This window comes from Brevibacterium sp. 50QC2O2 (assembly GCF_024580675.1).
Taxonomy (GTDB): Bacteria; Actinomycetota; Actinomycetes; order Actinomycetales; family Brevibacteriaceae; genus Brevibacterium; species Brevibacterium moorei.
On sequence record NZ_JANIJZ010000002.1, the window covers coordinates 39,966 to 65,115 of the forward strand.

A 25,150-nucleotide genomic window follows, 5' to 3' on the forward strand; every position below is an offset into this window, starting at 1 on the left:
TGTAGCGAGCTTTGTCGATCGGACATAGAATTAGGGCATGGCTTTGATTAGAAACTCGAAACTGCGTCCCCGTATCCTCGTCGTCGGTGGTGGCTATGTTGGCCTCATCACCGCTCAGAATCTGCTGAAAGGCCTGGGCCGTGGCGAAGCCACCGTCACCGTGGTCGACCCGAACCCGTACATGACCTACGCGCCGTTCCTGCCGGAGGTCGCCGCCGGTTCGATCGAGCCGCGCCACGCCATCGTGCCGCTGCGCCGCAACCTCAAGGGTGCCGAAGTCATCACCGGTTACGTCCGCGCAATCAACCACGACAAGAAGTTCGCGACCATCGAGGCCGAAGGCGATGAGCCCTTCGAGCTCGACTACGACCAGCTGGTCATCGCCGCCGGCTCCGTGCCCCGTACCCTGCCCATCCCGGGCCTGGCCGAAGAGGGCATCGGACTCAAGCGCATCGAAGAGGCCGTCGCGATCCGCGACCACGTCCTCAACCAGCTGTCCGCCGCAGCTCTGATGGAAGACGACGAAGCCCGTCGGACCGCGCTGACCTTCGTCAACGTCGGTGGCGGCTTCGCCGGCGTCGAAGCGCTGTGCGAAATCGAGGACATGGTCCGTTCGGCCGTCGCCGAACACGAGACCCTGACCGAAGCGGACGTCCGCTTCGTGCTGGTCGAGGCCCTGGACAAGATCATGCCGGAGGTCACCCCGGAGACCGCCAAGTGGGTTGTGCAGCACATGCGCGACCGCGGCATCGACGTCTACCTGTCGACCTTCCTGCAGGACTGCACCGACAAGCACGTCAAGCTGTCCTCCGGTGAGGAATTCGACGCCGACACCATCCTGTGGTCCGCCGGTGTCAAGGCCAACCCGCTGTTGGTCGACTCCGACCTGCCGCTGGACGAGCGCGGCCGCCTGACGGTCCGCGCCGATCTGCGCGTCGAGGACGAAGACGGCAATGTCGTGGCCGATGCCTGGGGCGCCGGCGACTCCTGCGCCGTTCCGGACCTGTCGGGCATGGGCCCCGGCGGCTACTGCGTTCCGAACGCCCAGCACGCTTCGCGCCAGGCCCCCGTCCTGGCCCAGAACCTGCTGGCCGCGCTGCGCGGTGAAACCGAATTCAAGCAGTACTTCCACAAGACGATCGGCTCGGTTGCCGGCCTGGGTCTGTACAAGGGTGCTTCGAAGCTCGGCGACAAGAACCTCAAGGGCTTCCCGGCCTGGCTCATGCACCGCCTGTACCACGGCTACGCGATCCCGACCGTGGACCGCAAGGTCAAGGTTTTCGGCAACTGGATCCTCAACGCCGTCGTGGGCCGCGATGTCACCCCGCTGAAGGACGCGGACGTGCCGCGCAAGGCCTTCGTCGAGGCCGCGCACTCGAAGCCGGCTCCGCGCAAGGCTCCGAAGGACGCCCCCGCCGCGAAGTGATCCGCTCCCGGTGAGCTGATGCCGGTGTCCTGAGCCCCGTGCTCTGAACCCGGCAAAGGGCCCGGGTGCCATCCGACTGGATGGCACCCGGGCCCTTTTCTCATGCTCAGGCAGCGGGGCCCAGGACCTTGAGGTGCCGGTCTTCGACCTGGAGCCGCCAGGACTTCTGGGCGATCGGGGTGCCGGCGGCGGTCCGGTACGCCTGCACCCTGAGGAGGGGACCGGAATCCTGCGGGGAAAGCTCTGCTTCGGCGCTGGAGCCGTCGGAGAACAGCACCACGACCTCGCCGGCGGCCGGGATCTCGGCGGGTGTGGCCGGGTCGGCCGGCCCGAGGCGGGACCCGGGGAACAGGTGACTGTGATCGGTGCGCAGCGCGCGGACGGTCTCCATGCCGGACATGCTACGCGGGCCCGGGCCCGGGTGCGTTAGAGTGGAACGGTACGCCCCCATAGCCCAATGGCAGAGGCAACCGACTTAAAATCGGTTCAGTGTGGGTTCGAGTCCCACTGGGGGTACCACGTTCGCCCGCCGGGCGACCTCGCTCAGGCCGCGCAGTACACCACGATCCCCAGCAGTACTGCCGCGGCCAGCACACTGCCGATGAGCACCCGGGTTGCCGTCGTCGGAAGCTTCTGTCCGGCGGGCAGGGCGACTCCCACGGCCAGGGCCACGCGCGGGGGAGATGCGATGATCGCAAAGGACCCCGCGACGTTCTGCCCGGCCAGGGCCACAACCGGATTGGCCCCGACCCCTGCGGTGGCACTGGTCGTGGCCGTGGACAACATCGCGGCCGCCCCGGTGTTCGAACCGGTGAGATAGCCGCCCAATGCTCCGATCGCCGGCACCAGAGCGGTGAAGAACGGGCCGATGTGTGCGGCGGTCCCCGCTAAGTCCTCGGCCATCCCGGTCGCCGCCATGATGATGCCGATGAGCATGAAGCCGATGGCATTGGCGGTGATCGGCACCCACGCCACGAGGCACCGTCCGGCCACTCGCACCCGCCCGCGCATGGCCTCGGGCACGGCGGACAGGGAAATGAGCGCCGCGAGGATGAGCCACACGGCGGGATTGGCGATCAGGGTGAGCGGGCCGTCCTCGATGCGCGCGGTCAGTGCCGCGGAGGCGAGCACACCACCGACCAGAACCCCGTAGGGCAGCAGCGCGCGTCCGAACCCCCGGTCGATGCTCGGCAGAGTGCCGTGGGTCAGCCGGGCGACCACCAGCAGGCCGATGATGACGACTGCCGAGGCCACGACCCCGGCCGGCGGCGTCCCGACTACGAGATTTGCCCCGGTCAGCGCCGCCCATTCGAGGACGATCACGAACCCCGCCAGCAGCACCTGCCGACCGGTGGGGCGGCCGATGACGACGGCGGTCGCCACGATCGCGCTGACGATGAGCACGGGCAGGGTCAGCAGTGCGGACCAGATACCCACCTGGTGGAAGTCCTGACCGCCCAGTTGGGCGGCGATGAGAGTGCCGGGGCCCAGGGACCCCCAGGGCACCAGGACCAGCCCGAGCAAACCGGCGACGACCGCTTTGACGGGGCTCAGGCCCAGGCGGATCAGCAGTGGGGCGGTGATGACCACACCCAGGCCGAAGCCGGTCACCGACTCCATGAACGGGGTGAGTCCGAAGATCAGCAGGAACAGGCTGATGCTGCGGTCCTCACCCGATTCGGCCGCGGCGAGCCACTCGGCGATTCTGTCCTGGGCGCCGTTGCGGGCGGTGGTCTGGGCCAGCCCGACCCCTCCCAGCAGGATCAGGGCGACCTCGATGAGCGTCGGACCCATATTGGCAGCGGTAGCCCCCAAAGCGGAGCCGCTCAGCGGGAAGGCGAGGAGGCTGCCGGCCACCGCTGTGACCAGCCCAGCACCGGCGGCCCACAACGAGGGCACACGACAGACGAGTAGGACCAGGACGACCAGGATCGGCGCCAGAGCGGTCAACAGCCTCAGTATCTCCACGTGTGCAAACTCCTTCGTGCTCCTTCTTCGTGCGAATCGAACGGCCGGCGGGTCAGTGGCCGAGGCCTGCCCGGTCGAGCCAATCCTCGATCACCCGACCGGCGGCTGCGGCGAGCCCGGGCCCATACCGCTGTGCGTCCGCGCGGATCAGCTGCGGGTCGATCCCGGCGCCGGCGAGTTCATGGGCGTGGCCGATCAACCACCGCTCGATTTTCTCCGGCTGCGCTTCGAGGTGGAACTGCAGTCCCAGCACGGCCGGGCCCAAGGCGAAGGCCTGCTGGGGGAAGCCGGGAGTCTCCGCCAGCCGCTCGGCGCCCTCGGGGATGGCGAAGACGTCCCCGTGCCAGTGCAGCACCGGCGCACCGTCCAGGGGCGCCAGTACCCCGGCTCTGCCGGCGGGTGTCAGGGTGAGCGGGGAGTAGCCGATCTCCGTGCGCCCGCTGGGGGTGACAGGGGCGCCGAGTGCAGCTGCCATGAGCTGTGCGCCCAGGCAGATCCCCAGGGTCGGCAGTCCGGCCTCCAGCCGGGCGGCGATGGCGGCCCTTTCTTCGAGCAGGAATGGGTACTGGCGGGTCTGGTAGACGCCGACCGGCCCGCCGAGGATGATCATGAGATCGGCCGCGAGCGCCTCGCCGGTGCTCAGCTCGTCGACCCCAGCCTCGCGGTAGACGATGTTGTGGCCGCGTTGGCGCAGCAGGGGTTCGATGATGCCGAGGTCTTCGAAGGCGAGGTGGCGCACGACCAGGGTGCTCTGAGTCATCGGCGGCTCCTATCGGGGTGGGCGGGTTCGGTGCCACGGGCATCTGTCAGGGCATCGGCAAGGGCGTCGGCCAGGCTCTGGGCGGAGGCCTCGTCGAGGTCGTGGATCGTCAGGCGCAGATGGCGCGAGGGGGCGGAGGCGGTCAGGGCGAACTCGTCGCCGGTGCGGGACAGCCAGCCCTTGCGCATCAGCGCTTCGTGGATGGTGCGGGCCTCGCATTCGGTGTCGAGCCACAGGTTGAGCCCGTCGCCGGCGCAAGCGGGGATGCCGTGTCGTTCCAGGAGTGCGGCGAAGGCGCGGTTGCGTTCGGCGTAGTGCTCACGGGCCCGGTCTATCGCAGCCTGGGTGTCCGCGTCACCCAGGAGGCCCAGAGCCAGGCGTTGGAGCAGGTGGCTGACCCAGGTGACGCCGGGGGCCAGGCGTGCGCCCAGCCGTTCCGTGGTCTTCGGATCCGCGGCGATGAGGGCCAGACGCAGGTCGGGTCCCAGGAACTTGGAGACCGACCGGACCAGGGCCCAGCGCTGGTGCTCGGGCCCGACGATGCTCTGGTAGGCGCTGGTGGACAGGCGGGAGAAATGGTCGTCCGCGATCACCAGCACATAGGGGTGGTCCGCGAGTACGGCCCGGAGTTCGGCGGCGCGGTCGGCGCTCAGCGAGGCCCCGGTGGGGTTGTGGGCCCTTGGCGTGCACACCACGGCTCTGGCCCCGGACCCCAATGCCGCGCGCAGCCCGTCGGGAGTCAGCCCCTGTTCGTCGACGGCCGCCGGCAGGATGCGGTAGCCGGCCAGCCGGACGGTCTGCACACTCGTGAGGAAGCAGGGGTCCTCCAGAGCCACCGCATCCCCGGGAGTCAAGGCCTGTGCGAGCAGCCGTTCGACCGCGTCGACCGCGCCTGCGGCCAGGGACAGGTCGAAGGACCGGTCCAGGTCCTCGCCCAGCCAGTCGGTGGCCCAGGCGGCGAGTCCGGGGTCGATCACCGGCGCTCCGTAGAGGACGGGATCGCCGGCCGATTGCGCCAGTGCCGGTCGCAGGTCCGGCAGGAGGTGCGGATCGGGGTTGCCATTGCCGATATCGCGCAGCACGGTGCCGGGGGAGAAGCCCTCGGTCGCGGTGGGCTGGTTCCGTGCGACCGAGGTCCCGCCTCGGCCCCGGGTGACCGCCAGGCCGGCTACGGAGAGCCGCCGGTAGGCCGATAGCACGGTGTTCCGGTTGACTTCGAGGGTGCGGGCCAGGTCCCGGGCGGGCGGTAGCGCATCCCCGGCCTGCAGTCTGCCGGAGTCGATGAGGCCGCGGACGCTGTCGACTATCTCATCGGCGGTGCGCCCGGAGATCTGTGGGGGTGCAGCGGCGGTCTTATTGCGCATCTGCACTCCCGCCCGGCCAGTGGTAGCTGTCGGGAGTGCTGCGCGCTCCGAAGATCGCCTGGCCCACCCGCACGACGTCGGCGCCCTCCTCGACGGCGAGCTCATAGTCGCCGGACATGCCCATGGACAGCAGACCGGGGCCGATGATCGACCATTCGATGCCCGGGTCTGCAAGGGCCGTGTGCTTGCGGGCGGCCTCCTGCACACTCGATTCATTTGGCATAGGTCAAAAGATATCACGGGCCCGCGGGTCCGCGTGTCTTACGGTATGCCGGAGCGACGGTGTGGTCGACGTGGTGGAATGACCGGGTAGCATGAGCGCATGTCCGCGTCCCCTGTTATCGCGGCGGCAAGGCCGTCGGATGTCCCCGCTATCCGCGCAATCGTCGCGGCGGCCTATGGCCAGTATGTCGAAAGAATCGGTCTGGAACCGGCTCCGATGAATGCGGACTATGCAAAGCTCGTCGGGGATGGGCACGTCGTCGTTGCCCGCCGCGATGGCGAAGTGGTGGGCATGATGGTCATGGAGCTTCACCCCGACCATCTCCATGTCGCCAATCTGGCGGTCGACCCGAAGATCCAGGGCTCCGGCGTCGGCTCGCTGCTGTTGACATACGCGGAGCACTGTGCGCGGTCGCAAGGGCGGCCGGAGATGCGTCTGTACACCAATGCGAAGATGACGGAGAACCTTGAGTACTATTCGCGGCGCGGATTCCGTGAAACGGGTCGACATTCGGAAGACGGATTCGATCGGGTCTACTTCACCCGCGAGCTGAGGACCGAAGTCTGACGGGCGGTACGGCTGAGACAGTGCGTGTCAGTGCCTGCATCTACCCTGGAAATCACACGACGGACGGTCGGCTGCCGGGGCTTGACTACACCGGCGGGACCTTCGCACTCGAGTAGACAATCTCGATCACAATAATGCAACAATCATGATATATCAGCGAATACCATAGTCGCTGTTCTAATCATGTTCTAGAATGAGACTACGGGAAACATAGGAGTTTCCGCCAGATACCCATTCCGGGGAGGTGACCGGCATGAACCCGCACCATGACAACACGAACGTGTGGCACGCCGGGACCTGGCGGGTTGGATCGACCACCGCCCACCCCCTGTTCATCACCCCTGCCGTCTCGCCGAAGACCACGATGGCCCGCGCGCGGATGTACGACGATCCCGGAGTGCGTGAGGTCAAGGCCTTCGATGACTGGGCCGATGCTCATCGTGTGGCCACGGGAGAGGTCATCGGTGATGAGGTCGCCGGCGCCTACGCCGCCGGTTTCTACGGGGATTTACACCAGCACTTGTCCGAGGCCCACCAGGATGCCTCCCACGTACTCGGCGAGCAGGCCGACGCGATTGCATTACTCGGTCTCTCGGCCTTCCTCGACTCGGACCTGCCGGCACGGTTCGGGGTCACCGAAGCCGATCTGTTTGCGGTGTCCCTGGATGTGGGGGCTCCCGTCCACGATGTGCACGTGCCCCTGACCCCGGGGCAGCAGAGCCGGTGGGCGGGGCGGATCGCCGCGGCCGCCGGCCGGGAGGGTGGGCTGGTCTATGCCGAGGCTCCCTTCGGCAGTGCTCCCGCGCCCGGCATGGCCTTAGCCGGTCGTTTGCCCGGGCAAGCGGTTGGTGGCCTTGGGACAGGGGTGGAGTTTGATCCGGTGGAGTCTGCAGGAGTGGTGCCATGCCTGGCGTACGCGCCGACCAGTGAGGACCCCAGCGGCCCGGCCGCCGGTTTCCGGGGGTATCCGGTGGCAGCTCGCGTTGTCCAGGCACTCCGCCGACGGTGCGCGGGCCGGAATGTGGCGTCCCTGGTCGATGTCGACTCCGACCCCGTTCCCGCCCGTATCGCGGTGCTCACCGGGGTTGGTGAGGGTGCGGCACGGTCGAGCCTGGTCCAGGCGTTGACGATGGTCATCGGTCTGCCCCGCCTGCGCACCATGGTCCATGGATACGGCCTGGACTACGCCCGTTTGCAGGATGTAGCGCGGGCATGTGCCGCGTTGACGATCGGGCAGGTGCTGGCCATCGACGAACGCATGGCCCTGGTCGACCCGAGTGCGTCGGTGCAGGCGTTCCGGAAGACCCTGCACGCGTGCATCGCCCTGCTCACTCAGGCCGACGCCACCGCCGATGACAGCGGCCGTCAGGCTGAGCGAGTGGTGGATGGTCGGCATGTGTTCTTTGCGAAGAATCCGGATGGGTCGGCGTGTCTGGGCCTGGTCGGGCCCGCCCTGGAATTGGAGGCCCTGCACGCGCGGGTGGTGGGCACTGCGCGGGCAATCCGACGGAACAACACAGCAGTGTTCACCGGGCCAACCGACATCCAGCAGGAGATGGGTACGGGCAGGTTCGAGCCCGGTGCCCCGGTCCCCGAGCTCACGGAGCTGGTCGACGAGCGCACCATTGCGCAACTGGCCTTCGACGTCCTCGCCGGTGTCCGTCCGGAAACCCTCGTGGATGTCGCTCTGGCAGACCCCGGCACCGGTGAGGTGACCCCGGCTCGGGTGCGATTGCAGTGTCCGGACTCGTCCCACTGGCTGGCCGAGCAGGCATCTGTGGTCGTGACCGTGCCGGTGACCACATATGCCGGGATCGGTGACCTGCCCGGACACACCGATGATGGGATGCCAGTACCGGCGCAGGTGGCCAGACGGGTCGCAGGGGATGCCGATATCGTCTACCGACTGCTCACGGATCCGGATACCGGCCGGGTACTGCCCTCGCAGGCGAAGCGTTACCGGGTGTCGAAGGCGATGCGCCTGACCTTGGCTGCGCGGTGGGGATGGTGTACCTTTCCGGGCTGCACGAGGAAAGCGTCCTCGTGCGAACCCGAACATTTGGTGCCATTCGATCACGTCGACCCCGAAGCCGGTGGGGCCACGGACTTCACGAATCTGCATGTCATGTGCAAACGACATCATGAGTTGAAGACGCGGGGGACGAGTGTGCCCGTGCGCGATGCCGAGGATGCGATCGTGTGGGACCTGGGACATTCCGGGGATGAGGGCTTGTTGCGAGTCCGGGTCACTCCGGTGGATGATCCGATCGATGCCCATCAGACAGGGCTCCTCAGCGCACACCACGACCGGACACCGTGGAAGGAGTATCCGGTGGTCCGATCGGTGGTCCAGCGGGCCGAACCCCCGGGTGAAGAACTGGCGGACCCGCCCCCGCCCTTCTAAATCCCGCCTATTTCGTTCAACTCCGCCAATGTCGCCCTGGATGCCTGCAGCCATGCGTCGAGTTCGTCCGTTTCCTCCCACAGCTCGAAGAGCTCGGAGCCCTCGGCGCCTGCGAGGGTGCGTTCGACCTGATTCCGGATGAATCCGATTGATTCCGATGTGAACAGAGGCGCAACGGCCTGCAGGTCGAACTCCGGGACCGGTGACGGTCGCCTCAGCTTCACCGCGACCGCCAACCCAGCCAGGGCCAGGGCGATCTGCCCTCCGTCGACTTCCAGATAATCCTCGTCTTCGAAAGCCCAACCCAGCTCGTCGAAACTGAAATGACCGGAGCGCATATCGCCTACCAGATCCAATGCGCCATCGTTTTCAAATGCGCCAATACCCCAAGCACCCATGGGAGGAGTCTAACCTCGGCTCTCGAAGACATCCGGTGCTAACCTGGAACCAGGCACGTCGCGTGTCGCGGCGGTGGGGCTCGCCGTACCCGAACCTCGGAATCCCGACAACAGTCCCTACCCGATTGGCGTGCTTTGCCATGCCCGAAAGGTAGGTGGATCCATGAACGCCCCGGACCCCGATGATTTACAGGTGGAGCTGCGCAGTCCCGCCCGGCCGCTCCATCTGCGCCCGCGCTATCTGCTCCTGGTCTTCGCCGGTGGCACCCTGGGGACCGCGGCCCGTGCGGCTCTGAGCCTAGCGCTGCCGGCCTCAGGCGGCATCCCCTGGACGATCCTCGCCATCAATGTGCTCGGCGCATTCGTTCTGGGCTTTCTGCTCGACGATCTGAACCGGCTCGGCCCCGATGAGGGCTGGCGCAGGCGCGTGCGCCTGTTCGGCGGGACCGGTTTCATGGGAGGCTTCACCACCTACAGTGCACTGGCGACCGACTCCGCATCCCTGATCGGATCCGCCGAACCGGGTCTCACCGCCGCGGGAATCTTCTACGCCCTGGCGACCATCCTGGTGGGCGCCGCCGCCTCATGGGCAGGCATAGCCCTGGCCGGATACCGGCACCGGATCTGGGGCAGGAGGACCGTATGAGCCCGCTGATCTTCGTGGCCCTGGCCCTGGCCGGGGGAGCGGGCGCCTCGGCCAGGTTCTTAGTCGACGGGCTGGTCAAAGCCCATACCCATGGCACCCTGCCCTGGGGCACGATCACCATCAACCTCTCGGGCTCCCTGGTCCTGGGCCTGCTGACCGGACTGACCCTGGCGCACGTGCTCCCGCCCGAGTTCCAGCAAATCCTCGGGACCGGCTTCCTGGGTGGCTACACCACCTTCTCCACCGCCAGCTTCGAGACGGTCCGCCTCCTCCAGGAACGCAAATGGGGAGCCGGACTGGCCAATGCCCTGGGCGTCCTCATCGGTTCGGCGGCCCTGGCGGGGCTGGGGCTGTGGTTGGGATCGCTCATCTAGTGGAGGCGCCGGGGCCGCGCCCGGCCGCCTGTCTGAACGCGACGACGGCGGGTGGGGAACGTCATCCGCACCCGCCGTCAGCGCGCTCGAAGACCCTCAGCCCATATCCTCAGGCCCGGTACGCGACATCTCCGCCGATCACGGTGGCCGTGACGGTGACGTCTTCGATCCGCGCGGATTCGATGCCGAACAGGTCCGCATCCAACACGGCGAAATCGGCGAGTTTGCCGGCCTCCAGGGTGCCGACGGCGTCCTCGCGGTTGATCGCATAGGCCGAACCATAGGTGTAGGCGTGCAGCGCCTCGCCGATGGTCACCGCCTCGGCGGGATTGAAGGGCGCCCCGGAGGACGTCCGCCGGTTGACCAGGTCGTGCATCGACTTCAGCGGATTCGCATCGGAGACCGGGCTGTCGGTCGAACCGGGCACCACCATGCCGGCGTCCACCAGCGAACGCATCCGGTAGGTGCCGGCCGCCCTCTCCGCGCCGATCGCATCGACCACGCCATCGCCGAACTCGGAGATGAACACGCCCTGCGGGTTCGGGATGACGCCCAGTGCAGCGCAGCGGGTGACCTGCTCATCCGTTGCGATCGAGAAGTGCTCGATCCGGTGCCGGACCTCGCGGGGGAAGGACTGCTGGGCGTGTTCGATCGCATCGAGCGCATGGTCGATCGCCCTGTCGCCGATCGCGTGCGTGGCCACGGCCCAGCCCGCCCGGTGGAACGATGCGATGAGATCGGGCATGGCCTCCGGCGGCACCGTCATCACACCACGGTTCTCCGGCTCCCCGCAATAGCACTCGTGGACAGCCGCCGACCTGCCGATGAGCGAGCCATCGGAGATCATCTTGACCGGCCCGATCCGCAGCCGGTCGTCGCCGAACCCGGTCCTGATTCCCAGGTCCAGGGTGCGCATGCCCTCCGCGTTGATTTCCAGTCCGTGGAGTACCTGATAGAAGGGCATGACCGTCATCCGCGGGCGCAGCGCTCCCTGGGCCACTGCGTCCTGGTAGATGTCCAGCACGGGCGCATTGGTCCCCATCGCCCCGCCCAGGATCACCCCGGGCTCGGTCAGGCTCGTCAGCCCGTAGGACACTGCCTGGTCAGAGGCGCGCTTGAGGTTGGCGATCGCCTCGTCCTTGGTCACCTGCGCCGAGGCCAGTTGGATCGGTTCGGTCGCCTTCTCCTGCAACAGGCCAAGGGGCAGGCCCGCGGCGTCGCGTGGCACGACCCCGCCGTCGACCTCGGGGTAGTCCCGCCGACCAGGGAAGCCCGCCCGTTCAAATGCGGCGGTGTTCGCCGTGATCATATGGTGCGAGACATGGTCGAGGATCACCGGGTGGCCATGGCCCACCCGATCGAGCATCTCGGCCGTCGGATGGGCGCCCAAGCGGTTCTGATCGTAGCCGGCGCCGCGCACCCACTGGCCGGCCGGCAATTCCTTGGCCCTGGCCTCGACGGCGGCGTAGAGCTCGTCGAGGCTCGTCACAGCCGGATAGCGCAGGTCGATCGCACCCAGCTGTTCGCCGGTGCCCATCGTGTGGTGGTGGGCATCGTGGAAGCCGGGAACCACCAGGGGAGCGTCGATCTCGACGGTCTCCCGTGCTGAGATCCCGTCGAAATCGGACAGGTCGTCTTTCCGGGAGACAGCGACGATTCGACCGCGGTCCACGGCCAGTGCGGTCGCACGATTCTCCTCCAGGCGGGCCGAGGTCGGGGTCGGGAACGCCTCGCCTGTGTGGAAATTGCCCCGGAAGATCGTATCGATTCTCATGCCTTGCTTCCTTTCTGCGTACGGATGGGTTGACGACTCAGGACGAGCAGGCCGATCACGCCCATCAGGGTAACGGCGGTCAGAGCGATGTAGAAGGCCATGACGGCCCAGGGGCTCCCGCCTGATGCGTTGAGCACCCATTGGCCGATCACCGGGGTGGATCCGCCGAAGATTGTGGCGCACAGCTGATAGGCCACCGACACCCCCGTGTAGCGGATGCGGGGTGGGAAGGCCTCGGCCAGGGCACTGGCCAGCAGGGAGTAGTAGCCGGTGCCGCCGATGACGTTGATCACCAGCATGAGGCCCAGGAACACGCCGTTGGCCGACTGGATGGCCATGAAGAACGGGACCGCCAACACGATGTTGAGGACCAGACCGGCGATCATCGCGATATGCGTGCCGCCGACCTTCGGCGCCAGGAGGGCGGCGATGGGCTGCCAGATGAACTGCGCGATGGCCGACAACAGGATCAGGTTGAGCACCAGGGTGCGTGGCATATCGAGCAGGCCGGTCGTCCACGACAGCAGGAAGGTGTTGTTGAAATATGCCAGCCCGATGCCCAGCGCGGAACCCAACACACCGAAGACGATAAGCAGAGGGGCGACTCGGAAGGCCTCGAGGAACGGAACCTTGGCGACCTCGCCGGCCTCCTGGACCTCCTTGAACTGTTCGGATTCCTCGACACTGCGGCGGATCAGGAAGGCGACGAAGAGCAGGACGACGGTGATGAGGAAGGGAACGCGCCAGCCCCAGGACAGGAACTGTGCGTCGGGCAGGGAGCCGACGGCCAGGAAGACCAGGGTGGCGATGATGGAGCCGGCGGGCGAACCCTGCTGGACCCAGGCGCCGGCCATGCCCTTCTTGCCCTCGGCGGAGTTCTCGGTGGCCAGCACCACGGCCCCGCCCCATTCGCCGCCAACGGACAGGCCCTGGATTGCGCGGAGGACGACCAGCAGGACGGGCGCCCAGACGCCGATGCTCTGATAGGTCGGCAGGCAGCCGATGAGGAAGGTGGCGCTGCCCATCATCACCAGAGTGACCAGCAGGGTGTTCTTGCGCCCCAGCTTGTCGCCGAAGTGGCTGAAGATGAATCCGCCGATGGGCCGGGCCAGGAACCCGACCCAGAAGGTGGCGAAGGATGCCAGGAGTGCGACACCAGGCGACAGGACGGGGAAGAACAGCTTGCCGAATACCAGTGCCGATGCGGTGCCGAAGATGTAGAAGTCATACCATTCGATCGCCGTGCCGACGAAGGCGCCCAGGGTGGACTTGCGTTGATTGGCGCGCTGGGCCTTCGTGGCCGGGGCGGCCGGTGATGTTGGGACGTGAGACACGAAGGGGTTCCCTCTCGTTCGTAAAAGTGGTTCGCCTCACGATAAGCCAGCCATGGTTATGCGTAAAAATGCTCAAATATGAGTGATGCTATGCTCTCAAAGCATGGATATATCGAGTGTGGAGTGTTTTCTGGCCGTTGCCCAGTACGGCTCGACCACCCATGCCGCTAGCGCCCTGTTCATGACCCAGTCCTCGGTTTCGCGGAAGGTCCAGGCCCTGGAGAAGGTGTGCGGGGCCAAGCTCTTCGATCGCTCCAAGGCCGGAATGGCGCTCACCCCGGCGGGCAGCACACTGTTGCCGATGGCCAGGCGGATGGTAGACCGCAACGCCCAGTGGTGGCGCTCGGTGGCCGACATCAGCAACCGTCCCACCCAGCTGCGAGTGGCCTGCCCCACGATGGTCGCCGAAACCCTGCTGCTGCCCTTTATCGCCGACAGTTCCCAGCGCATCTTCGACGTCGTCGAGGTCCCCACGATCGACATCTACGAAACGGTGCGCGAACACGCGGCCGATCTGGCGATGGCTCCCTTGGTCCCGCCGATCGACCTGGAGACCCGGTTGCTGTTCAAACTGCCCTTCAATCTGCAGGTCCCGCCGGGGCACCCGGATGCCGGGCGCGGCAGTATCGAGTTGGAGGAACTGGAGGATTATCCGATCCTCATGTCGGATCTGCGCAGCGGCGCGCGGCGCTCCTTCCAATTGCTGGTCGCGGGTACGGACTGCGTCTTCCCCCGGCTGCGCAGCGTGTCCCGCACCCATATCGCCCAGGCGCTGACGGCGGCGGGCCAGGGTGTGACGGTGGGGATCGACCCGCCCAAGTACGGACTGGTCTCGCTGGGCCTGCACTATCGGGGCGAGCCCATCTACTGTGATGAGTGGGCGGCCTGGCACCCCGATCACTATGCGAAGGCCGCGATCGAGGAGACGCTGGACCAATACGTCGTGTGGGCAAGGGCGACCGAGGGCATCGGCGATGTGGCCGTCGACGTCTGAGATCGTGTCTCAGGCGGATGTGTTCGGCGGTCGCCGTCCGGACACAGCCACCAGCACCGTGGTCACCACGACCAGGCCCGCGCACACGCCCAGGGCCCAGTCCAGGCCCGCGATCGCCAGCACTCCGGAGGTGGCGATGACGCCCACTGCGCTCGCGGTGCGCAACAGGGAGAAGGCCTCGGCGCGCAGCTGCGGTGGGGCCAGACGGTCGAGCACCAGCGAATAGTGCGTGCCCAGCACCGGGATGAAGAAGCCGATGAGCACGGCGCCGACCAGGGTCGTGACCAGGGTCCAGCCACCCCACACAAACACGGCCCCGACCGAGGTGCCCAGCAGGTACGCGATCACCGCCCGCGGCTGCGCCTGCCGGTTGCGGGCGGTGACCCACAGGCCGCCCGAGATCGAGGCCAGACACAGCACCAGTGCGAACAGCGCGCCGGCCGCCGGGGCCAGGGAGAAGCGCAGGGCCAGGGACACGGCACCGACCTCGACCCCGGCGGTCGACGCCGAGGTGGCCAGGCAGCAGAACAGCCACAGCAGGATTCCGGGCCGCAGCAGAGTGCGGGAGGACACGGTGGACGCCGTGGCCGGAGGCGCTTGGACCGAGGGCACGAGGAACAGCGGAACCGTGCCGAGCACCGCGATGGCGCCGATGGCGGCGACCGGCGAGTAGGCCCCGATCACGGAGACGATGACCGGCGAGGAGGCGAAGGTCACCTCGTTCAGCGTCGCTCCCAGGCCCAGCGCCCGCGGGATCCGGCCGGGGCCGACCAGATGGTTGAGCACCGCGCGCAGGCAGCCGTGCGCGGCCCCATTGACCAGTCCGGCGCAGCCGGCGGCCAGAGCGATCGCCCACAGCGTCGCCCCGGCCGCTGCCAGCACGGTCGCCGCCAGCAGGGCGCCGGTGCGCACGATCATCAGCAGGCGGGTGTAGCGCACCAGGGGATGGCCGCGGCCGGCGCGGGCCACCGGGACGGCGCCGGCGATCTGCGCCAGCGTCATCGCCAACACCACCCAGGAGCCGTGATCGGCCGATCCGGTCAGCGACAGGGCCAGCAGTGAGAAAGCGATGGGCGCGGCGGCCTGGGGCACTCCGAAGGTCCCGAAGGCCAGTACCCAGCGGGCGAACCCCGCGTTCGGGTCCGGTGTGTAATCCTCGTTCCACAAATTCCTGCGCACCAGCTAATCTTTATAGGTAATCCGTTGTCCAGCAAGTGGGGCTCTCCGTGTGCGGAATCGTCGGCATCGTTTCGACTACCAGTGTCAATCAGCAGGTCTACGATGCGCTGGGTCTGCTCCAGCACCGGGGACAGGATTCGACGGGCATCGCCACGATGTCCGGCCCCCATGTGCACATGCGCAAGGGACAGGGACAGGTCAAAGAGGCCTTCCGCACCCGTGACATGCGCTCACTGCTGGGCAATGTCGGCCTGGGCCACGTCCGCTACGCCACCCGGGGCGAAGCGGCCAATGAACTCGAGGCCCAGCCCTTCTACGTCAACGCGCCCTACGGCATCGTCCTGGTGCACAACGGCAATCTGACCAACACCCGTGAGCTGGAAGTCGAACTGGCGACGCGGGACATGCGCCACGTCAACACCGGCAGCGATACCGAGATGCTGCTCAACGTGCTGGGCTCCGAACTGCAGCAGCAGGTCTCCGGTGCAGGTTTGGACAACGACCAGCTGTTCAAGGCCGTGGCCAACACCCACCGCCGGGTGCGCGGCTCCTATGCCGTCATCGCCCTGATCGCCGGCCATGGACTGCTGGCCTTCCGCGATCCCTTCGGCATCCGCCCCCTGGTGCTGGGCCGGCGCGAGGCCGTCGGCGGCGGGCAGACCGAATGGATGGTCGCCAGCGAATCCGTCGCCCTGACCGCCACCGGATACGAGATCGTCCGCGACATCGCCCCTGGCGAGGCCGTGTTCATCGGTGTCGACGGCTCACTCGAGTTGCGCCAGACCCACGAATCCCCTGTGCTCATCCCGTGCTCCTTCGAGTACGTCTACCTGGCCCGGCCGGACTCCGTGATGAACGGCATCAACGTCTACGAATCCCGCCTGCGCCTGGGGGAGAAGCTGGCCGATCAGATCGCCCGTGAGGTTCCCGCCGGTGACATCGACGTCATCATGCCGATCCCGGACTCCGCGCGTCCTGCGGCGATGGAGGTCGCCAAGAAACTGGGCGTCGAGTACCGCGAGGGCTACTACAAGAACCGCTATGTGGGCAGGACCTTCATCATGCCCGGCCAGGAACAGCGCAAGAAGAGCGTCCGGCAGAAGCTCAACGCCCTGGCCAGCGAATTCAAGGGCAAGAACGTGTTGGTCGTCGACGATTCGATCGTGCGCGGCACCACCAGCACGGAGATCGTGGAGATGACCCGCCAGGTGGGTGCGAACAAGGTGACCTTCACCTCGGCCGCCCCGCCCGTGCGCTATCCTCACGTCTATGGGATCAACATGCCCAGCCGTTCCGAGCTGATCGCCGCCGGTCGCACGATCCCACAGATCTCTCAGGCCCTGGGCTCCGATGCGGTCGTCTATCAGACCGTGGACGATATGGTCGACGGGATCATCGACGGCTCGGATCTGACCCGGCTGGAGACCAGCTGCTTCACCGGCGACTACATCACCGGAGACGTGAACGAGGAGTACCTGGAATGGGTGGAGGCCAACCAGCTGTCCTGAGACTCCGGCCGCCGAGCATCCGCCCGGAGCAGGAGGCCGGGCGCTCGATGCGGACTAGACGATGAACCCACTGACCTGGGAAGCGCCCCTGGTCCTGACCTGGGCCGCTTTGTTCGGCATCGTCCTGGTACGGGCCGGCTCCACCTACCTGCTGGGCCGGCTGGCCAGGGCCGGCGCGGGCCGGTTCCCCCGGATCCAACGGGTCTTCACCTCGCACAGGTACCGGCGCGCCGAAACGCTGGTGGGCAGGTGGGGCGCACCCCTGGTCGCCGCCAGCTTCCTGACCGTCGGCTTCCAGACAATGGCGAACCTGGCCGCGGGTGCTGCCCGGATGCCCCTGGCCCGCTACCTGCCGGCCCTGGCCATCGGCGGGGCCTGCTGGGCCCTGATCTTCGCCACGATCGGAATCGCCGGGTTCGCGGCGGTGGGCGCGGCCTACACCCGGTGGCCCGTGGCCACACTGTGCATCGGCGCCGTGGTGGTGGTTGCACTGACGGCCCTCGTCCTGGTGCGACACCGTGCCCGGCCACCGGAGGACTGACGCCGGTGATGCTGCCCGAGGTCCGGCATCGGTCTCAGCCGGCGTCTCACCGGCCGCGCTGCACCGTCTCAGAACCCATTGGCCACCTGCCGTTCACCCTGTGTCCCTATTATTCTGGGGATAAGAGAAAGAGGTGCACGGTGTTCACTCCGCCACGTGAGAATCTACGCGAATACATCGACAAGCTGCGGACCGAGGGCTACACGGTCAAGAACGGGCACACCGCCGATCCCGAACTCATCGATCCGGGCGGCGCTGCGGTGGAGACCTGGCACGAGGGCTATCCATACGAGGAACGCCTCGACAGGGAGACCTATGAGCTGGAGAAGTACAAGCTCCAGATCGAACTGCTCAAGCTGCAGTACTCGGCACAGGACGCCGGCGAACGCCACGTCATCGTCTTCGAGGGCCGCGACGCCGCGGGCAAGGGAGGCACGATCAAGCGCTTCACCGAACACCTCAACCCGCGCGCGGCCCGCGTGGTCGCCTTGAACAAGCCCACGGAGGAGGAAAGCGGGCAATGGTACTTCCAGCGCTATATCAAGCACCTGCCGACCAGCGGTGAGATCGTCATGTTCGACAGGTCCTGGTACAACCGGGCCAATGTCGAACGCGTCATGGGCTTCTGCACGGACGAGGAATACGAGTCCTTCATGCAGCAGGCCCCTGTGTTCGAGAAGATGCTCATCGACTCCGGCATCCACGTCACCAAGTTCTGGTTCTCCGTGACCGAACACGAGCAGCGCACCCGCTTCGCCATCCGCCAGATCGACCCAGCCCGGCAGTGGAAGCTCTCTCCGATGGACCTGGAATCCTTGGGCCGGTGGGACGATTACACCCACGCGAAGGAACAGACCTTCCTGCGCACGGACACCGACGACGCCCCGTGGATCGTGATCAAGTCCAATGACAAGAAGCGGGCCAGGCTCAATGCGATCCGCTACTTCCTCAACAAGTTCGACTACGAGGGCAAGGACACCTCGATCGTCTACCCGCCCGATCCCAAGCTGGTGATGCGCGGAATCGAGTCGGTGGGCGACTGAGTGTACGCGGGTTCGGCGGCCGCTAGCGCTGCTTGAGTTCCTGGCGGTCGGCCCTGCGCTTCTTGTAGCCGATCAGCGAGCACCACAGGAGAACCAGCGAGCCCAGCACCAGGATCAGGCCCGCGGTGATCGCCCCGTCGACCCAGAACGTCTCCGGGAACAATCTGATCAGTGTGTCGTCGATGTAGAACTGCCAGGTTCCCGCGGAGAAGAAGACCTGGTGGAAACCGGAGAAGAAACGGTCGAAGCCGGTCAGTGCGACGACCGCCACCAGCACGGCGATCGCCAGGGTGAGGATCGAGCCGAACCGGATGCCCATGCGCATGCCGGGGCCGCCCTTGCGGGAGAGGTACAGCCAGGCGATGATCCCGCCCAGGACCCCGACGATCCCCAGGAAGAACAGCAGGGAGATGAGCGCTTTGACGTCGGCCATGTGCGCGATCTCCTCGTCCTTGAACGCCTGCATGCCGCCGGCGAGCACGATGTCGCGCAGATAGCGGGCACCGTCCACGTTCGTCAGATAGTCCACGGTGTAGCTGGCATAGTGCAACCGGTCGTCCGAGGAGAATCCATAGGCATCGGCAGGGAAGCCGGGCCGGTAGAAGTACTCGAATTTGAGGAATGTGCCGCTGGCCACCGCGCGCACGGCCAGCGCCAGGAGGACCAGCGGCGTGGCGATCGTCAGCCAGGCGCTGGCCACCACGTCGAAGAAGCCATAGTGGCGCTTGACCGTGCCAGGCTGCCGGCTCGCGGCCTCGGCGGCCGGTTCCGCGGCTTGGACGGGCAGCCCACCGGTGGCGGGGCCTGCGACGACGGCCATCCCACCCGTGGCCGGGCCGGCGGGTGCCGGGGTCGCATCCGTCCGGGCGGCACCCCGTTTGACCCCCATGGCCGGTCTGATCTGCGGAGTGGGGATCACCTGGGTCCGGTCGTCATCGGCATCGATCGGCGAGGACACCAGGCCCCACTCCTCGGAGCTGAAACCCGCGGGGATGTCGGCCTTGGCCGGCTTGGGCTCGGCGGGGAACGCCTGGAAGGCCTGCGTCTCCTCGTCGTCGAAGTAGTCCGACTTCGCGGGCGCGTCGGCGGCGGCCCCGGTGGGCGCCGACTCGGGCTCGTCGTGAGCTCCCGAGTTCATACGCTGCGACACGAGGTCGTCGGATTTCTTGGAATCGTTGCTAGCCACGGGACCATTCTCACCGCTCGTGGGACACAATGTCGGCAATGACACGCGGCCAGGAGGGAAGTCGTGCCGTCCTGGTGGCACGATGCGGGATGTGCGGGTCGAGGCAGCGGCTCAGCCGAAGAGCAGCGCGCAGACGATGATCACGGGCACGCTGAGCACGGTGGTGATGAACACGATGTCGCGGGTCAGGGTCTCCGATTGGCGGTACTGCAGGGCGTAGACGTAGACGTTCTGGGCAGTGGGCAGGGCCGAGGTGACGACGATGGCCAGGAGATCCCTGCCCTCGATGCCCAGCAGGGGTCCGCCGATCAGCCAGGCCAACACCGGTTGGACGATCAGCTTGGCAGCCGTCATCACGCTCAGCTGGGTGCGAGTGCCCGGTTTGGGCCCCGCCCAGCCGTCTTTGAGCGAGATGCCGAAGGCCATGAGGGTCAGGGGGACCGCGGTATTGCCCAACATCTCGATCGGATCGTGGAGGACCGGGGGCAGGGCGAAGCCGGTGGCCGAGGCGACGATGCCCAGACCCGCGCCCCACAGGATGGGATTGCGGGCGACGGCCAGCACCGGGGTCCACCAGCGCCGGTCGGTGGCCCCCACCCGTTTGGCTCTGGCCGCGTCGAGAATCGCCATCCCCACCGGCGCCAGGATGACCAGTTGGAAGAGCATGACGGGGGCGACGTACTGCAGGGTGCCCAGCACATAGGCGGCGATCGGGATGCCCAGATTGCCGATGTTGACGTAGCTGACGGCCCAGGCGCTGACGACGCCCTCGCCCACCCCGCGCTTTCTGATGGACACGGTGAACACGAACAGCGCAATGGCCAGGATGATCGAGGACCCGGCGGTGGCCAGCAGTGCCTGGTTGAACACGATGTCCAGCGGGGTGGAGGCCAGGGTCATGTAGAGCAGGGCCGGATTGCCGACGTAGAAGACGGTGGAGGCCAAGACCTTCTGCCCGCTGTCGCCCAGGATTCCCGACCGTCCCAGGATCCAACCGGCGGCGATCATCACGGCGATGACGCCGAAGCCCTCTAATGCTCCAATCAATTCCGTTCCACTCCCGTGCCGCAGCCGTATCGCATGTGATCTTCGTGTGATTTCCAGACAACCCTACCGACCGAGGTGTTACGGCCGGATGACGAGCCGAGTGGCGGAGCGCGCCGGTAGACTGGAGGGGATATGAACGACGAGTCGCCCCAGCCCCCTGCGCAGCCCAAGACCAAGCACCACCGGCCCCGCCGGGGGAACGGCCGGGGCCGCCTTGAACAGCGCCGCCTTGAACAGCGCAGCGCGCACCGGTCGAAGGAGGTGCGGGAGCGCCGGGCCGCCGCCAGGGCCGCTGTGCACCCACGCCTGGAGTACCCGGCACAACTTCCGGTGAGCGCCGCCCACGATGAACTCCTCGCCGCGATCAGGGACAACCAGGTGGTCGTCATCGCAGGCGAGACCGGTTCGGGCAAGACCACGCAGATTCCCAAACTCTGTATGGAATTGGGACTGGGCGTCGATGGGCTGATCGGCCACACTCAGCCCCGGCGCATCGCCGCGCGCGCGGTGGCGGCCCGCCTGGCCGAGGAGACCGAGCTGGAACTGGGCAAGGGCATCGGCTACCAGGTCCGCTTCACAGCGGAGGTCACCGACGCCACCCGCGTCAAGGTGATGACCGACGGCATCCTGTTGGCCGAACTCCAACACGACAAGTACCTGCGCGACTACCAGGTCATCATCATCGACGAGGCACACGAGCGCAGCCTCAACATCGACTTCCTGCTGGGTTTCCTGGCCCGGCTGCTGCCCAAACGTCCAGACCTCAAACTCATCATCACCTCGGCGACGATCGACCCGGAGTCCTTCGCAACCCATTTCGCCACGCCCGCCGGGGAACCGGCGCCTGTGATCAGCGTGTCGGGCCGGACCTACCCGGTCGAGGTCCGCTATCGCCCGGTGGGGCAGGACGCGCGCGAGGCCGCGGCACACGATCCGGAAGCCGACCCGGACCACGACCCGCTGGCCGATGTGCCGGCCGACCAGACCGAGGGCGTTCTCGCGGCCTTCGATGAACTGCGCGGCGAGGCCCCCGGCGACATCCTGGTGTTCCTGTCCGGTGAGCGGGAGATCCGCGATACCGCCGACGCACTGGGCTCCCATATCTCCCGGCTGCGCGGCATCGACTCACGGTGGGAAGTCGTGCCGCTGTTCGGCAGGCTCTCCACCGCGGACCAGCAGCGGGTCTTCGCCCGGCACTCCAACCCCCGGCTGGTCCTGGCGACGAACGTGGCGGAGACATCCCTGACGGTCCCCGGTATCAAATACGTCATCGACGCCGGCACCGCCCGGATCTCCCGTTACTCCCCGCGCACCAAGGTCCAGCGCCTGCCGATCGAGCGGATCAGCCAGGCGAGCGCGAACCAGCGCAAGGGCCGCTCGGGGCGCACCAGCGACGGCATCTGCATCCGCCTGTACTCCGAAGAGGACTTCGCGACCCGTCCCGAGTTCACGGATCCGGAGATCCTGCGGACCAACCTGGCCAGCGTCGTGCTGTCCATGTGCTCTCTGGGCCTGGCGGCCTCTGCCGCTGAGGTGCTGGGATTCCCGTTCCTGACCAAACCGGACTCCCGCGCGGTGCGCGAGGGCATCGGCATGCTCACCGAACTGGGTGCGCTGCGCGAGGAAACCGGCGATCACACGGCGAGGGGCTCTGGTGCCCAGGGCCCCGGCGGGACCGCACGACTGCGGCTGACCAAGCTGGGCCACACCTTGGCCCGCCTGCCGATCGACCCGCGGATGGGCCGGATCCTGCTGGCCGGAGCCGAGGCCGGTTGCGGGGCGGAGGCCGCCGTCATCGTCGCGGCCCTGTCCATTCAGGATCCGCGCGAACGCCCCCAGGAGGAACGCGAGAAGGCGAAGGGCCTGCACGCGCGGTTCACCCGCCCGCGTAGCGACTTCTTGAGCTGGCTGGCCCTGTGGGACTACATCACCGAGCAGAGTCATGAACTGTCGACCTCGAAGTTCCGCAAGATGTGCAAGGCCGAATTCCTCCACTTCGTGCGGATCCGCGAATGGCAGGACTTCGTCCATCAGCTGCGCTCGCTGTTGGGCAATGCCGGTATCCACATCGACCGGCCCGACGCCCGGCGCCTGTCTTCGGGGGCGGCAGTGGCCCCCGGCCCGGCGGGAGCAGACGCGGTCGGGCGGGCTGACAAGGGCGCCAAGTCGAGCTATGGGCCACAGGAGGTCGCCCTGCACCAGGCCCTGCTGACGGGGCTTCTGTCCATGATCGGGCAGAAGCAGGTCGACGGGCGCGACTACAACGGGGTGCGCGGGACGAAATTCGCGATCTTCCCCGGATCCGCCCTGTTCAAGCGCAATCCGGATCTGGTGATGGCCGCGGAACTTGTGGAGACCTCGCGCCTGTGGGCACGCACGGTCGCGCAGATCGAGCCCGAGTGGGTCGTGGCCGTGGCCGGGGACCTGATCAAGCACCAGTACCTGGAACCGCACTGGTCCAAGCGCAATGCCTCGGTCATGGCCTTCGACCGGATGAGTCTCTACGGGCTCACCCTGATCAGCGATAAACAGGTGGGCTACGGCCGGATCGATCCGGCCTACAGCCGGGAGATCTTCATCCGCGAGGCGCTCATCGCCGGCGACTGGAACGCCCGCCACGGCTTCCTGCGACACAACGCCAGGATCATCGCCGAGGCAGAGGAGCTCGCCAGCCGGGTGCGCGACCGCCGGATGCTGGCGGCCGACGACGTGCTCTTCGAGTTCTACGACGCCCGGCTGCCGGCTACCGTGGTCTCCGGCGCCCACTTCGACGCCTGGTGGAAGAAGGAGCCGGACAAGCACCTGCTGGACCTGCGGGTCGAGCAGCTCCTGGCCCAGGAGGCGACCACCGGCGATGTGGCCGCCGACTATCCGCTGGAATGGGCACTGCCGGGCGCCACCGCCCGGCTGCACTACGCATACGATCCCGGCACGAATGCCGACGGCGTGACCGTTGAGATCCCGGCATCGGCAGCCGGCGCCTTCGATCCCCGCGTGTTCTCCTGGCAGGTGCCGGGGTTGCGCGCCGAACTCGTCACGGCGCTGATCCGCTCACTGCCCAAGGCCAAACGCCGCTACTTCGTGCCCGCCCCGGACGTCGCAGCCCAGATCCTGCCCGGTCTGCGGCCCTACGAAGGAGAACTGACCGAGGTGCTGGCCGCCGAACTGACCGCACGCGCCGGTGGTGGCGAGTTGCACGATCTGGTGCCGATCACGGTCGCCCCGGCCGATTTCGACCTGGCCCGGGTGCCCGCGCACCTGCGGATGGGCTTCGAGTTCACCACCGGGCGCGGCAAGCGCAAACGGACCGTGGCACGGGGCACCGATGTCGTCGAGCTCTCCGCGCGGCTGGCCGAGGAGAACGAGCGCCGCGCGAATCAGGACACCGCGGGTGCCGCGCCCACGGGCAATGCCGCACCGAAGTCCGGTCGGCAGGGTGCGGTGACAAGCGGCAAGCGTGCTGTCGGCGCTGCGGCCACCACGCAGCCGATTGCCTTCACGCCCGTGCGCGATGCCGTTGACTGGGTCTTCGGGACCATCCCGGAGCGCGCACAGGCGGGCAAACGGGTACTCATGCCCGGACTGCACGACGATGGCACGAGCGTGTCCCTGCACGCCTACGCCCACGCAGGCGACGCACACCGCAATCAGCTGCGGGGGCTGGCCCGGCTCATCGCCCTGCGCTCGTCCGATGCCCTGGACTATGCGTCCGGCACGCTGAGCAATAAGGACAAACTGCTCCTCGGCGGGCACCGGGACAAGGCGAACGATCCGCTGACAGGCGCTCTGTACGCTGCGGTGTACCGACTGGTAGGCCAGGCGGCGGCGAGCCGGAGCGAGGATCCGCTGGCGGGGGTGCCGGTGCGAACGGCCGAGCAGTTCCACACCCTGATCCGGACCGTCAACGAGGGCATCGTCGCCGCCGTCGAGCGTTCCCTGGCCCAAGCAGTGCGGATCTACACACTGCACGATGAGGCCGCGAAACTGGTCAGTGGTTCGCAATCGCTGGCGATCCTGGCGAACCTGTCCGATATCGGCAATCAGCTGAGCCGGCTGGTCCATCCGGGCGTGTTCGTGGAAACGGCCGCTGACAGGCTCGACCGCCTGCCCGTCTACCTGCAGGCCGCGGCGCACAGGGCCGAGCGCCTGGGACAGCAGGCGGCCCGTGACAAGCAGCTGATGGACCGAGTCACCCTGGTTGCAGAGCAGGTGGAGAAGAAGGCGCGCAACACCCTGGGTGCCGAACACGCTGCCGATATCCGGACGCGGTCGAATCTGCTGCCCGAACCCTGGCAGGACGTGCTGTGGGACGTGGAGGAACTGCGGGTGTCCCTGTTCGCCCCGCACCTGGGCACGGCCCATACCGTGAGCGAACAGCGGATCGCCAAGGCGCTGGCGAAGCTGTGAGACCGGC

20 protein-coding genes, 1 tRNA gene and 1 pseudogene are annotated in these 25,150 nt (G+C 67.3%); 11 read left to right on the forward strand and 11 right to left on the reverse strand.

Annotation, left to right across the window (positions count from 1 at the left end; genetic code table 11):
- Window positions 1–37 precede the first annotated feature (37 nt).
- On the forward strand, window positions 38–1,426 hold the full coding sequence (locus NQ038_RS01645; RefSeq protein WP_257049780.1) for an NAD(P)/FAD-dependent oxidoreductase: 1,389 nt from the start codon (window positions 38–40) through the stop codon (window positions 1,424–1,426).
- A gap of 106 nt (window positions 1,427–1,532) precedes the next feature.
- Here the strand turns inward: NQ038_RS01645 and NQ038_RS01650 are convergent, their stop codons facing one another.
- Window positions 1,533–1,817, reverse strand: a complete 285-nt coding sequence (locus NQ038_RS01650; RefSeq protein ID WP_257061674.1) for a hypothetical protein — start codon at window positions 1,815–1,817, stop codon at window positions 1,533–1,535.
- A gap of 52 nt (window positions 1,818–1,869) precedes the next feature.
- On the opposite strand from NQ038_RS01650, the gene NQ038_RS01655 reads away from it, so the two are divergent.
- Window positions 1,870–1,945 (forward strand) — tRNA-Leu (locus NQ038_RS01655).
- A gap of 24 nt (window positions 1,946–1,969) precedes the next feature.
- Here the strand turns inward: NQ038_RS01655 and NQ038_RS01660 are convergent.
- From NQ038_RS01660 to NQ038_RS01675, 4 genes and pseudogenes are all read right to left on the reverse strand, one after another.
- The gene (locus NQ038_RS01660; protein ID WP_257061675.1) at window positions 1,970–3,394 is read right to left on the reverse strand and encodes an L-lactate permease; all 1,425 of its coding nucleotides are present in this window, start codon (window positions 3,392–3,394) and stop codon (window positions 1,970–1,972) included.
- 52 nt (window positions 3,395–3,446) lie between these two features.
- Entirely contained in the window at window positions 3,447–4,154 is a 708-nt protein-coding gene (locus NQ038_RS01665) for a glutamine amidotransferase (protein ID WP_257061677.1), read from the reverse strand.
- Window positions 4,151–5,518: an aminotransferase class I/II-fold pyridoxal phosphate-dependent enzyme gene (locus NQ038_RS01670; RefSeq protein ID WP_257061678.1), complete on the reverse strand. Its 1,368-nt coding sequence runs from the start codon at window positions 5,516–5,518 to the stop codon at window positions 4,151–4,153. The genes NQ038_RS01665 and NQ038_RS01670 overlap by 4 nt, the downstream gene beginning before the upstream one ends.
- Window positions 5,508–5,648: pseudogene (locus NQ038_RS01675) on the reverse strand (YggS family pyridoxal phosphate-dependent enzyme); the annotation flags it as partial. The pseudogene NQ038_RS01675 and the gene NQ038_RS01670, both read right to left, overlap by 11 nt.
- A gap of 192 nt (window positions 5,649–5,840) precedes the next feature.
- Here NQ038_RS01675 and NQ038_RS01680 point away from each other — a divergent pair.
- Together NQ038_RS01680 and NQ038_RS01685 are read left to right on the forward strand one after the other, a co-directional pair.
- Window positions 5,841–6,308 carry a GNAT family N-acetyltransferase gene (locus NQ038_RS01680; protein WP_257061679.1) on the forward strand — a complete coding sequence of 156 codons (468 nt, stop codon included), beginning with the start codon at window positions 5,841–5,843 and terminating at the stop codon, window positions 6,306–6,308.
- Window positions 6,309–6,561: 253 nt separating this feature from the next.
- Window positions 6,562–8,712, forward strand: coding sequence for an HNH endonuclease signature motif containing protein (locus tag NQ038_RS01685; protein ID WP_257061680.1), 2,151 nt, complete (start codon window positions 6,562–6,564; stop codon window positions 8,710–8,712).
- Here the strand turns inward: NQ038_RS01685 and NQ038_RS01690 are convergent.
- Window positions 8,709–9,110 (reverse strand): DUF4259 domain-containing protein, encoded by a 402-nt coding sequence (locus NQ038_RS01690; RefSeq protein WP_257048748.1) that lies wholly within the window; start codon window positions 9,108–9,110, stop codon window positions 8,709–8,711. The two genes, NQ038_RS01685 and NQ038_RS01690, sit on opposite strands and share 4 nt — an antisense overlap.
- Before the next feature lie 163 nt (window positions 9,111–9,273).
- Here NQ038_RS01690 and NQ038_RS01695 point away from each other — a divergent pair, with 163 nt between their 5' ends.
- Together NQ038_RS01695 and crcB are read left to right on the forward strand one after the other, a co-directional pair.
- Entirely contained in the window at window positions 9,274–9,756 is a 483-nt protein-coding gene (locus NQ038_RS01695; protein WP_257048746.1) for a CrcB family protein, read from the forward strand.
- The gene (gene crcB, locus NQ038_RS01700) at window positions 9,753–10,130 is read left to right on the forward strand and encodes a fluoride efflux transporter CrcB (RefSeq protein WP_257061681.1); all 378 of its coding nucleotides are present in this window, start codon (window positions 9,753–9,755) and stop codon (window positions 10,128–10,130) included. The genes NQ038_RS01695 and crcB overlap by 4 nt, the downstream gene beginning before the upstream one ends.
- A 109-nt stretch (window positions 10,131–10,239) precedes the next feature.
- On the opposite strand, the gene NQ038_RS01705 is transcribed toward crcB, so the two are convergent.
- Window positions 10,240–11,904, reverse strand: coding sequence for an amidohydrolase (locus NQ038_RS01705; protein ID WP_257061682.1), 1,665 nt, complete (start codon window positions 11,902–11,904; stop codon window positions 10,240–10,242).
- Complete coding sequence (locus tag NQ038_RS01710) at window positions 11,901–13,238, reverse strand: MFS transporter (RefSeq protein ID WP_257048742.1); 1,338 nt, start codon at window positions 13,236–13,238, stop codon at window positions 11,901–11,903. Before NQ038_RS01710 ends, NQ038_RS01705 begins: the two co-directional genes overlap by 4 nt.
- 103 nt (window positions 13,239–13,341) lie before the next feature.
- On the opposite strand from NQ038_RS01710, the gene NQ038_RS01715 reads away from it, so the two are divergent.
- Window positions 13,342–14,232, forward strand: coding sequence for a LysR family transcriptional regulator (locus NQ038_RS01715; RefSeq protein WP_257048741.1), 891 nt, complete (start codon window positions 13,342–13,344; stop codon window positions 14,230–14,232).
- 9 nt (window positions 14,233–14,241) lie between these two features.
- On the opposite strand, the gene NQ038_RS01720 is transcribed toward NQ038_RS01715, so the two are convergent.
- On the reverse strand, window positions 14,242–15,411 hold the full coding sequence (locus NQ038_RS01720; RefSeq protein ID WP_257061683.1) for an MFS transporter: 1,170 nt from the start codon (window positions 15,409–15,411) through the stop codon (window positions 14,242–14,244).
- A gap of 47 nt (window positions 15,412–15,458) precedes the next feature.
- Here NQ038_RS01720 and purF point away from each other — a divergent pair, with 47 nt between their 5' ends.
- The 3 genes from purF to ppk2 all read left to right on the forward strand — a co-directional run bounded on the left by purF (window position 15,459) and on the right by ppk2 (window position 18,503).
- Window positions 15,459–16,919: an amidophosphoribosyltransferase gene (purF, locus tag NQ038_RS01725; RefSeq protein WP_257048738.1), complete on the forward strand. Its 1,461-nt coding sequence runs from the start codon at window positions 15,459–15,461 to the stop codon at window positions 16,917–16,919.
- 61 nt (window positions 16,920–16,980) lie between these two features.
- A complete protein-coding gene (locus NQ038_RS01730; protein WP_257061685.1) occupies window positions 16,981–17,460 on the forward strand; it encodes a DedA family protein in 480 nt (159 codons plus the stop codon).
- A gap of 140 nt (window positions 17,461–17,600) precedes the next feature.
- The gene (gene ppk2 / locus NQ038_RS01735; RefSeq protein WP_257048736.1) at window positions 17,601–18,503 is read left to right on the forward strand and encodes a polyphosphate kinase 2; all 903 of its coding nucleotides are present in this window, start codon (window positions 17,601–17,603) and stop codon (window positions 18,501–18,503) included.
- Between the two features lie 22 nt (window positions 18,504–18,525).
- Here ppk2 and NQ038_RS01740 read toward each other — a convergent pair whose 3' ends face one another.
- On the reverse strand, window positions 18,526–19,689 hold the full coding sequence (locus NQ038_RS01740; RefSeq protein ID WP_257061686.1) for a TIGR01906 family membrane protein: 1,164 nt from the start codon (window positions 19,687–19,689) through the stop codon (window positions 18,526–18,528).
- A 111-nt stretch (window positions 19,690–19,800) separates the two neighbouring features.
- Window positions 19,801–20,736, reverse strand: a complete 936-nt coding sequence (locus tag NQ038_RS01745) for an AEC family transporter (protein WP_257048733.1) — start codon at window positions 20,734–20,736, stop codon at window positions 19,801–19,803.
- Window positions 20,737–20,868: 132 nt separating this feature from the next.
- Here NQ038_RS01745 and hrpA point away from each other — a divergent pair, with 132 nt between their 5' ends.
- Window positions 20,869–25,143 carry an ATP-dependent RNA helicase HrpA gene (gene hrpA, locus NQ038_RS01750; RefSeq protein WP_257061687.1) on the forward strand — a complete coding sequence of 1,425 codons (4,275 nt, stop codon included), beginning with the start codon at window positions 20,869–20,871 and terminating at the stop codon, window positions 25,141–25,143.
- Window positions 25,144–25,150 lie beyond the last annotated feature (7 nt).

What these genes read in the sequence shown, in the direction of transcription:
- NQ038_RS01645 (WP_257049780.1), top strand. Translation starts at nt 38, where the DNA reads ATGGCTTTGATTAGAAACTCGAAACTGCGTCCCCGTATCCTCGTCGTC.
- NQ038_RS01650 (WP_257061674.1), bottom strand. Translation starts at nt 1,817, where the DNA reads ATGGAGACCGTCCGCGCGCTGCGCACCGATCACAGTCACCTGTTCCCC.
- NQ038_RS01665 (WP_257061677.1), bottom strand. Translation starts at nt 4,154, where the DNA reads ATGACTCAGAGCACCCTGGTCGTGCGCCACCTCGCCTTCGAAGACCTC.
- NQ038_RS01670 (WP_257061678.1), bottom strand. Translation starts at nt 5,518, where the DNA reads ATGCGCAATAAGACCGCCGCTGCACCCCCACAGATCTCCGGGCGCACC.
- NQ038_RS01680 (WP_257061679.1), top strand. Translation starts at nt 5,841, where the DNA reads ATGTCCGCGTCCCCTGTTATCGCGGCGGCAAGGCCGTCGGATGTCCCC.
- NQ038_RS01685 (WP_257061680.1), top strand. Translation starts at nt 6,562, where the DNA reads ATGAACCCGCACCATGACAACACGAACGTGTGGCACGCCGGGACCTGG.
- NQ038_RS01690 (WP_257048748.1), bottom strand. Translation starts at nt 9,110, where the DNA reads ATGGGTGCTTGGGGTATTGGCGCATTTGAAAACGATGGCGCATTGGAT.
- NQ038_RS01695 (WP_257048746.1), top strand. Translation starts at nt 9,274, where the DNA reads ATGAACGCCCCGGACCCCGATGATTTACAGGTGGAGCTGCGCAGTCCC.
- crcB (WP_257061681.1), top strand. Translation starts at nt 9,753, where the DNA reads ATGAGCCCGCTGATCTTCGTGGCCCTGGCCCTGGCCGGGGGAGCGGGC.
- NQ038_RS01705 (WP_257061682.1), bottom strand. Translation starts at nt 11,904, where the DNA reads ATGAGAATCGATACGATCTTCCGGGGCAATTTCCACACAGGCGAGGCG.
- NQ038_RS01715 (WP_257048741.1), top strand. Translation starts at nt 13,342, where the DNA reads ATGGATATATCGAGTGTGGAGTGTTTTCTGGCCGTTGCCCAGTACGGC.
- NQ038_RS01730 (WP_257061685.1), top strand. Translation starts at nt 16,981, where the DNA reads ATGAACCCACTGACCTGGGAAGCGCCCCTGGTCCTGACCTGGGCCGCT.
- hrpA (WP_257061687.1), top strand. Translation starts at nt 20,869, where the DNA reads ATGAACGACGAGTCGCCCCAGCCCCCTGCGCAGCCCAAGACCAAGCAC.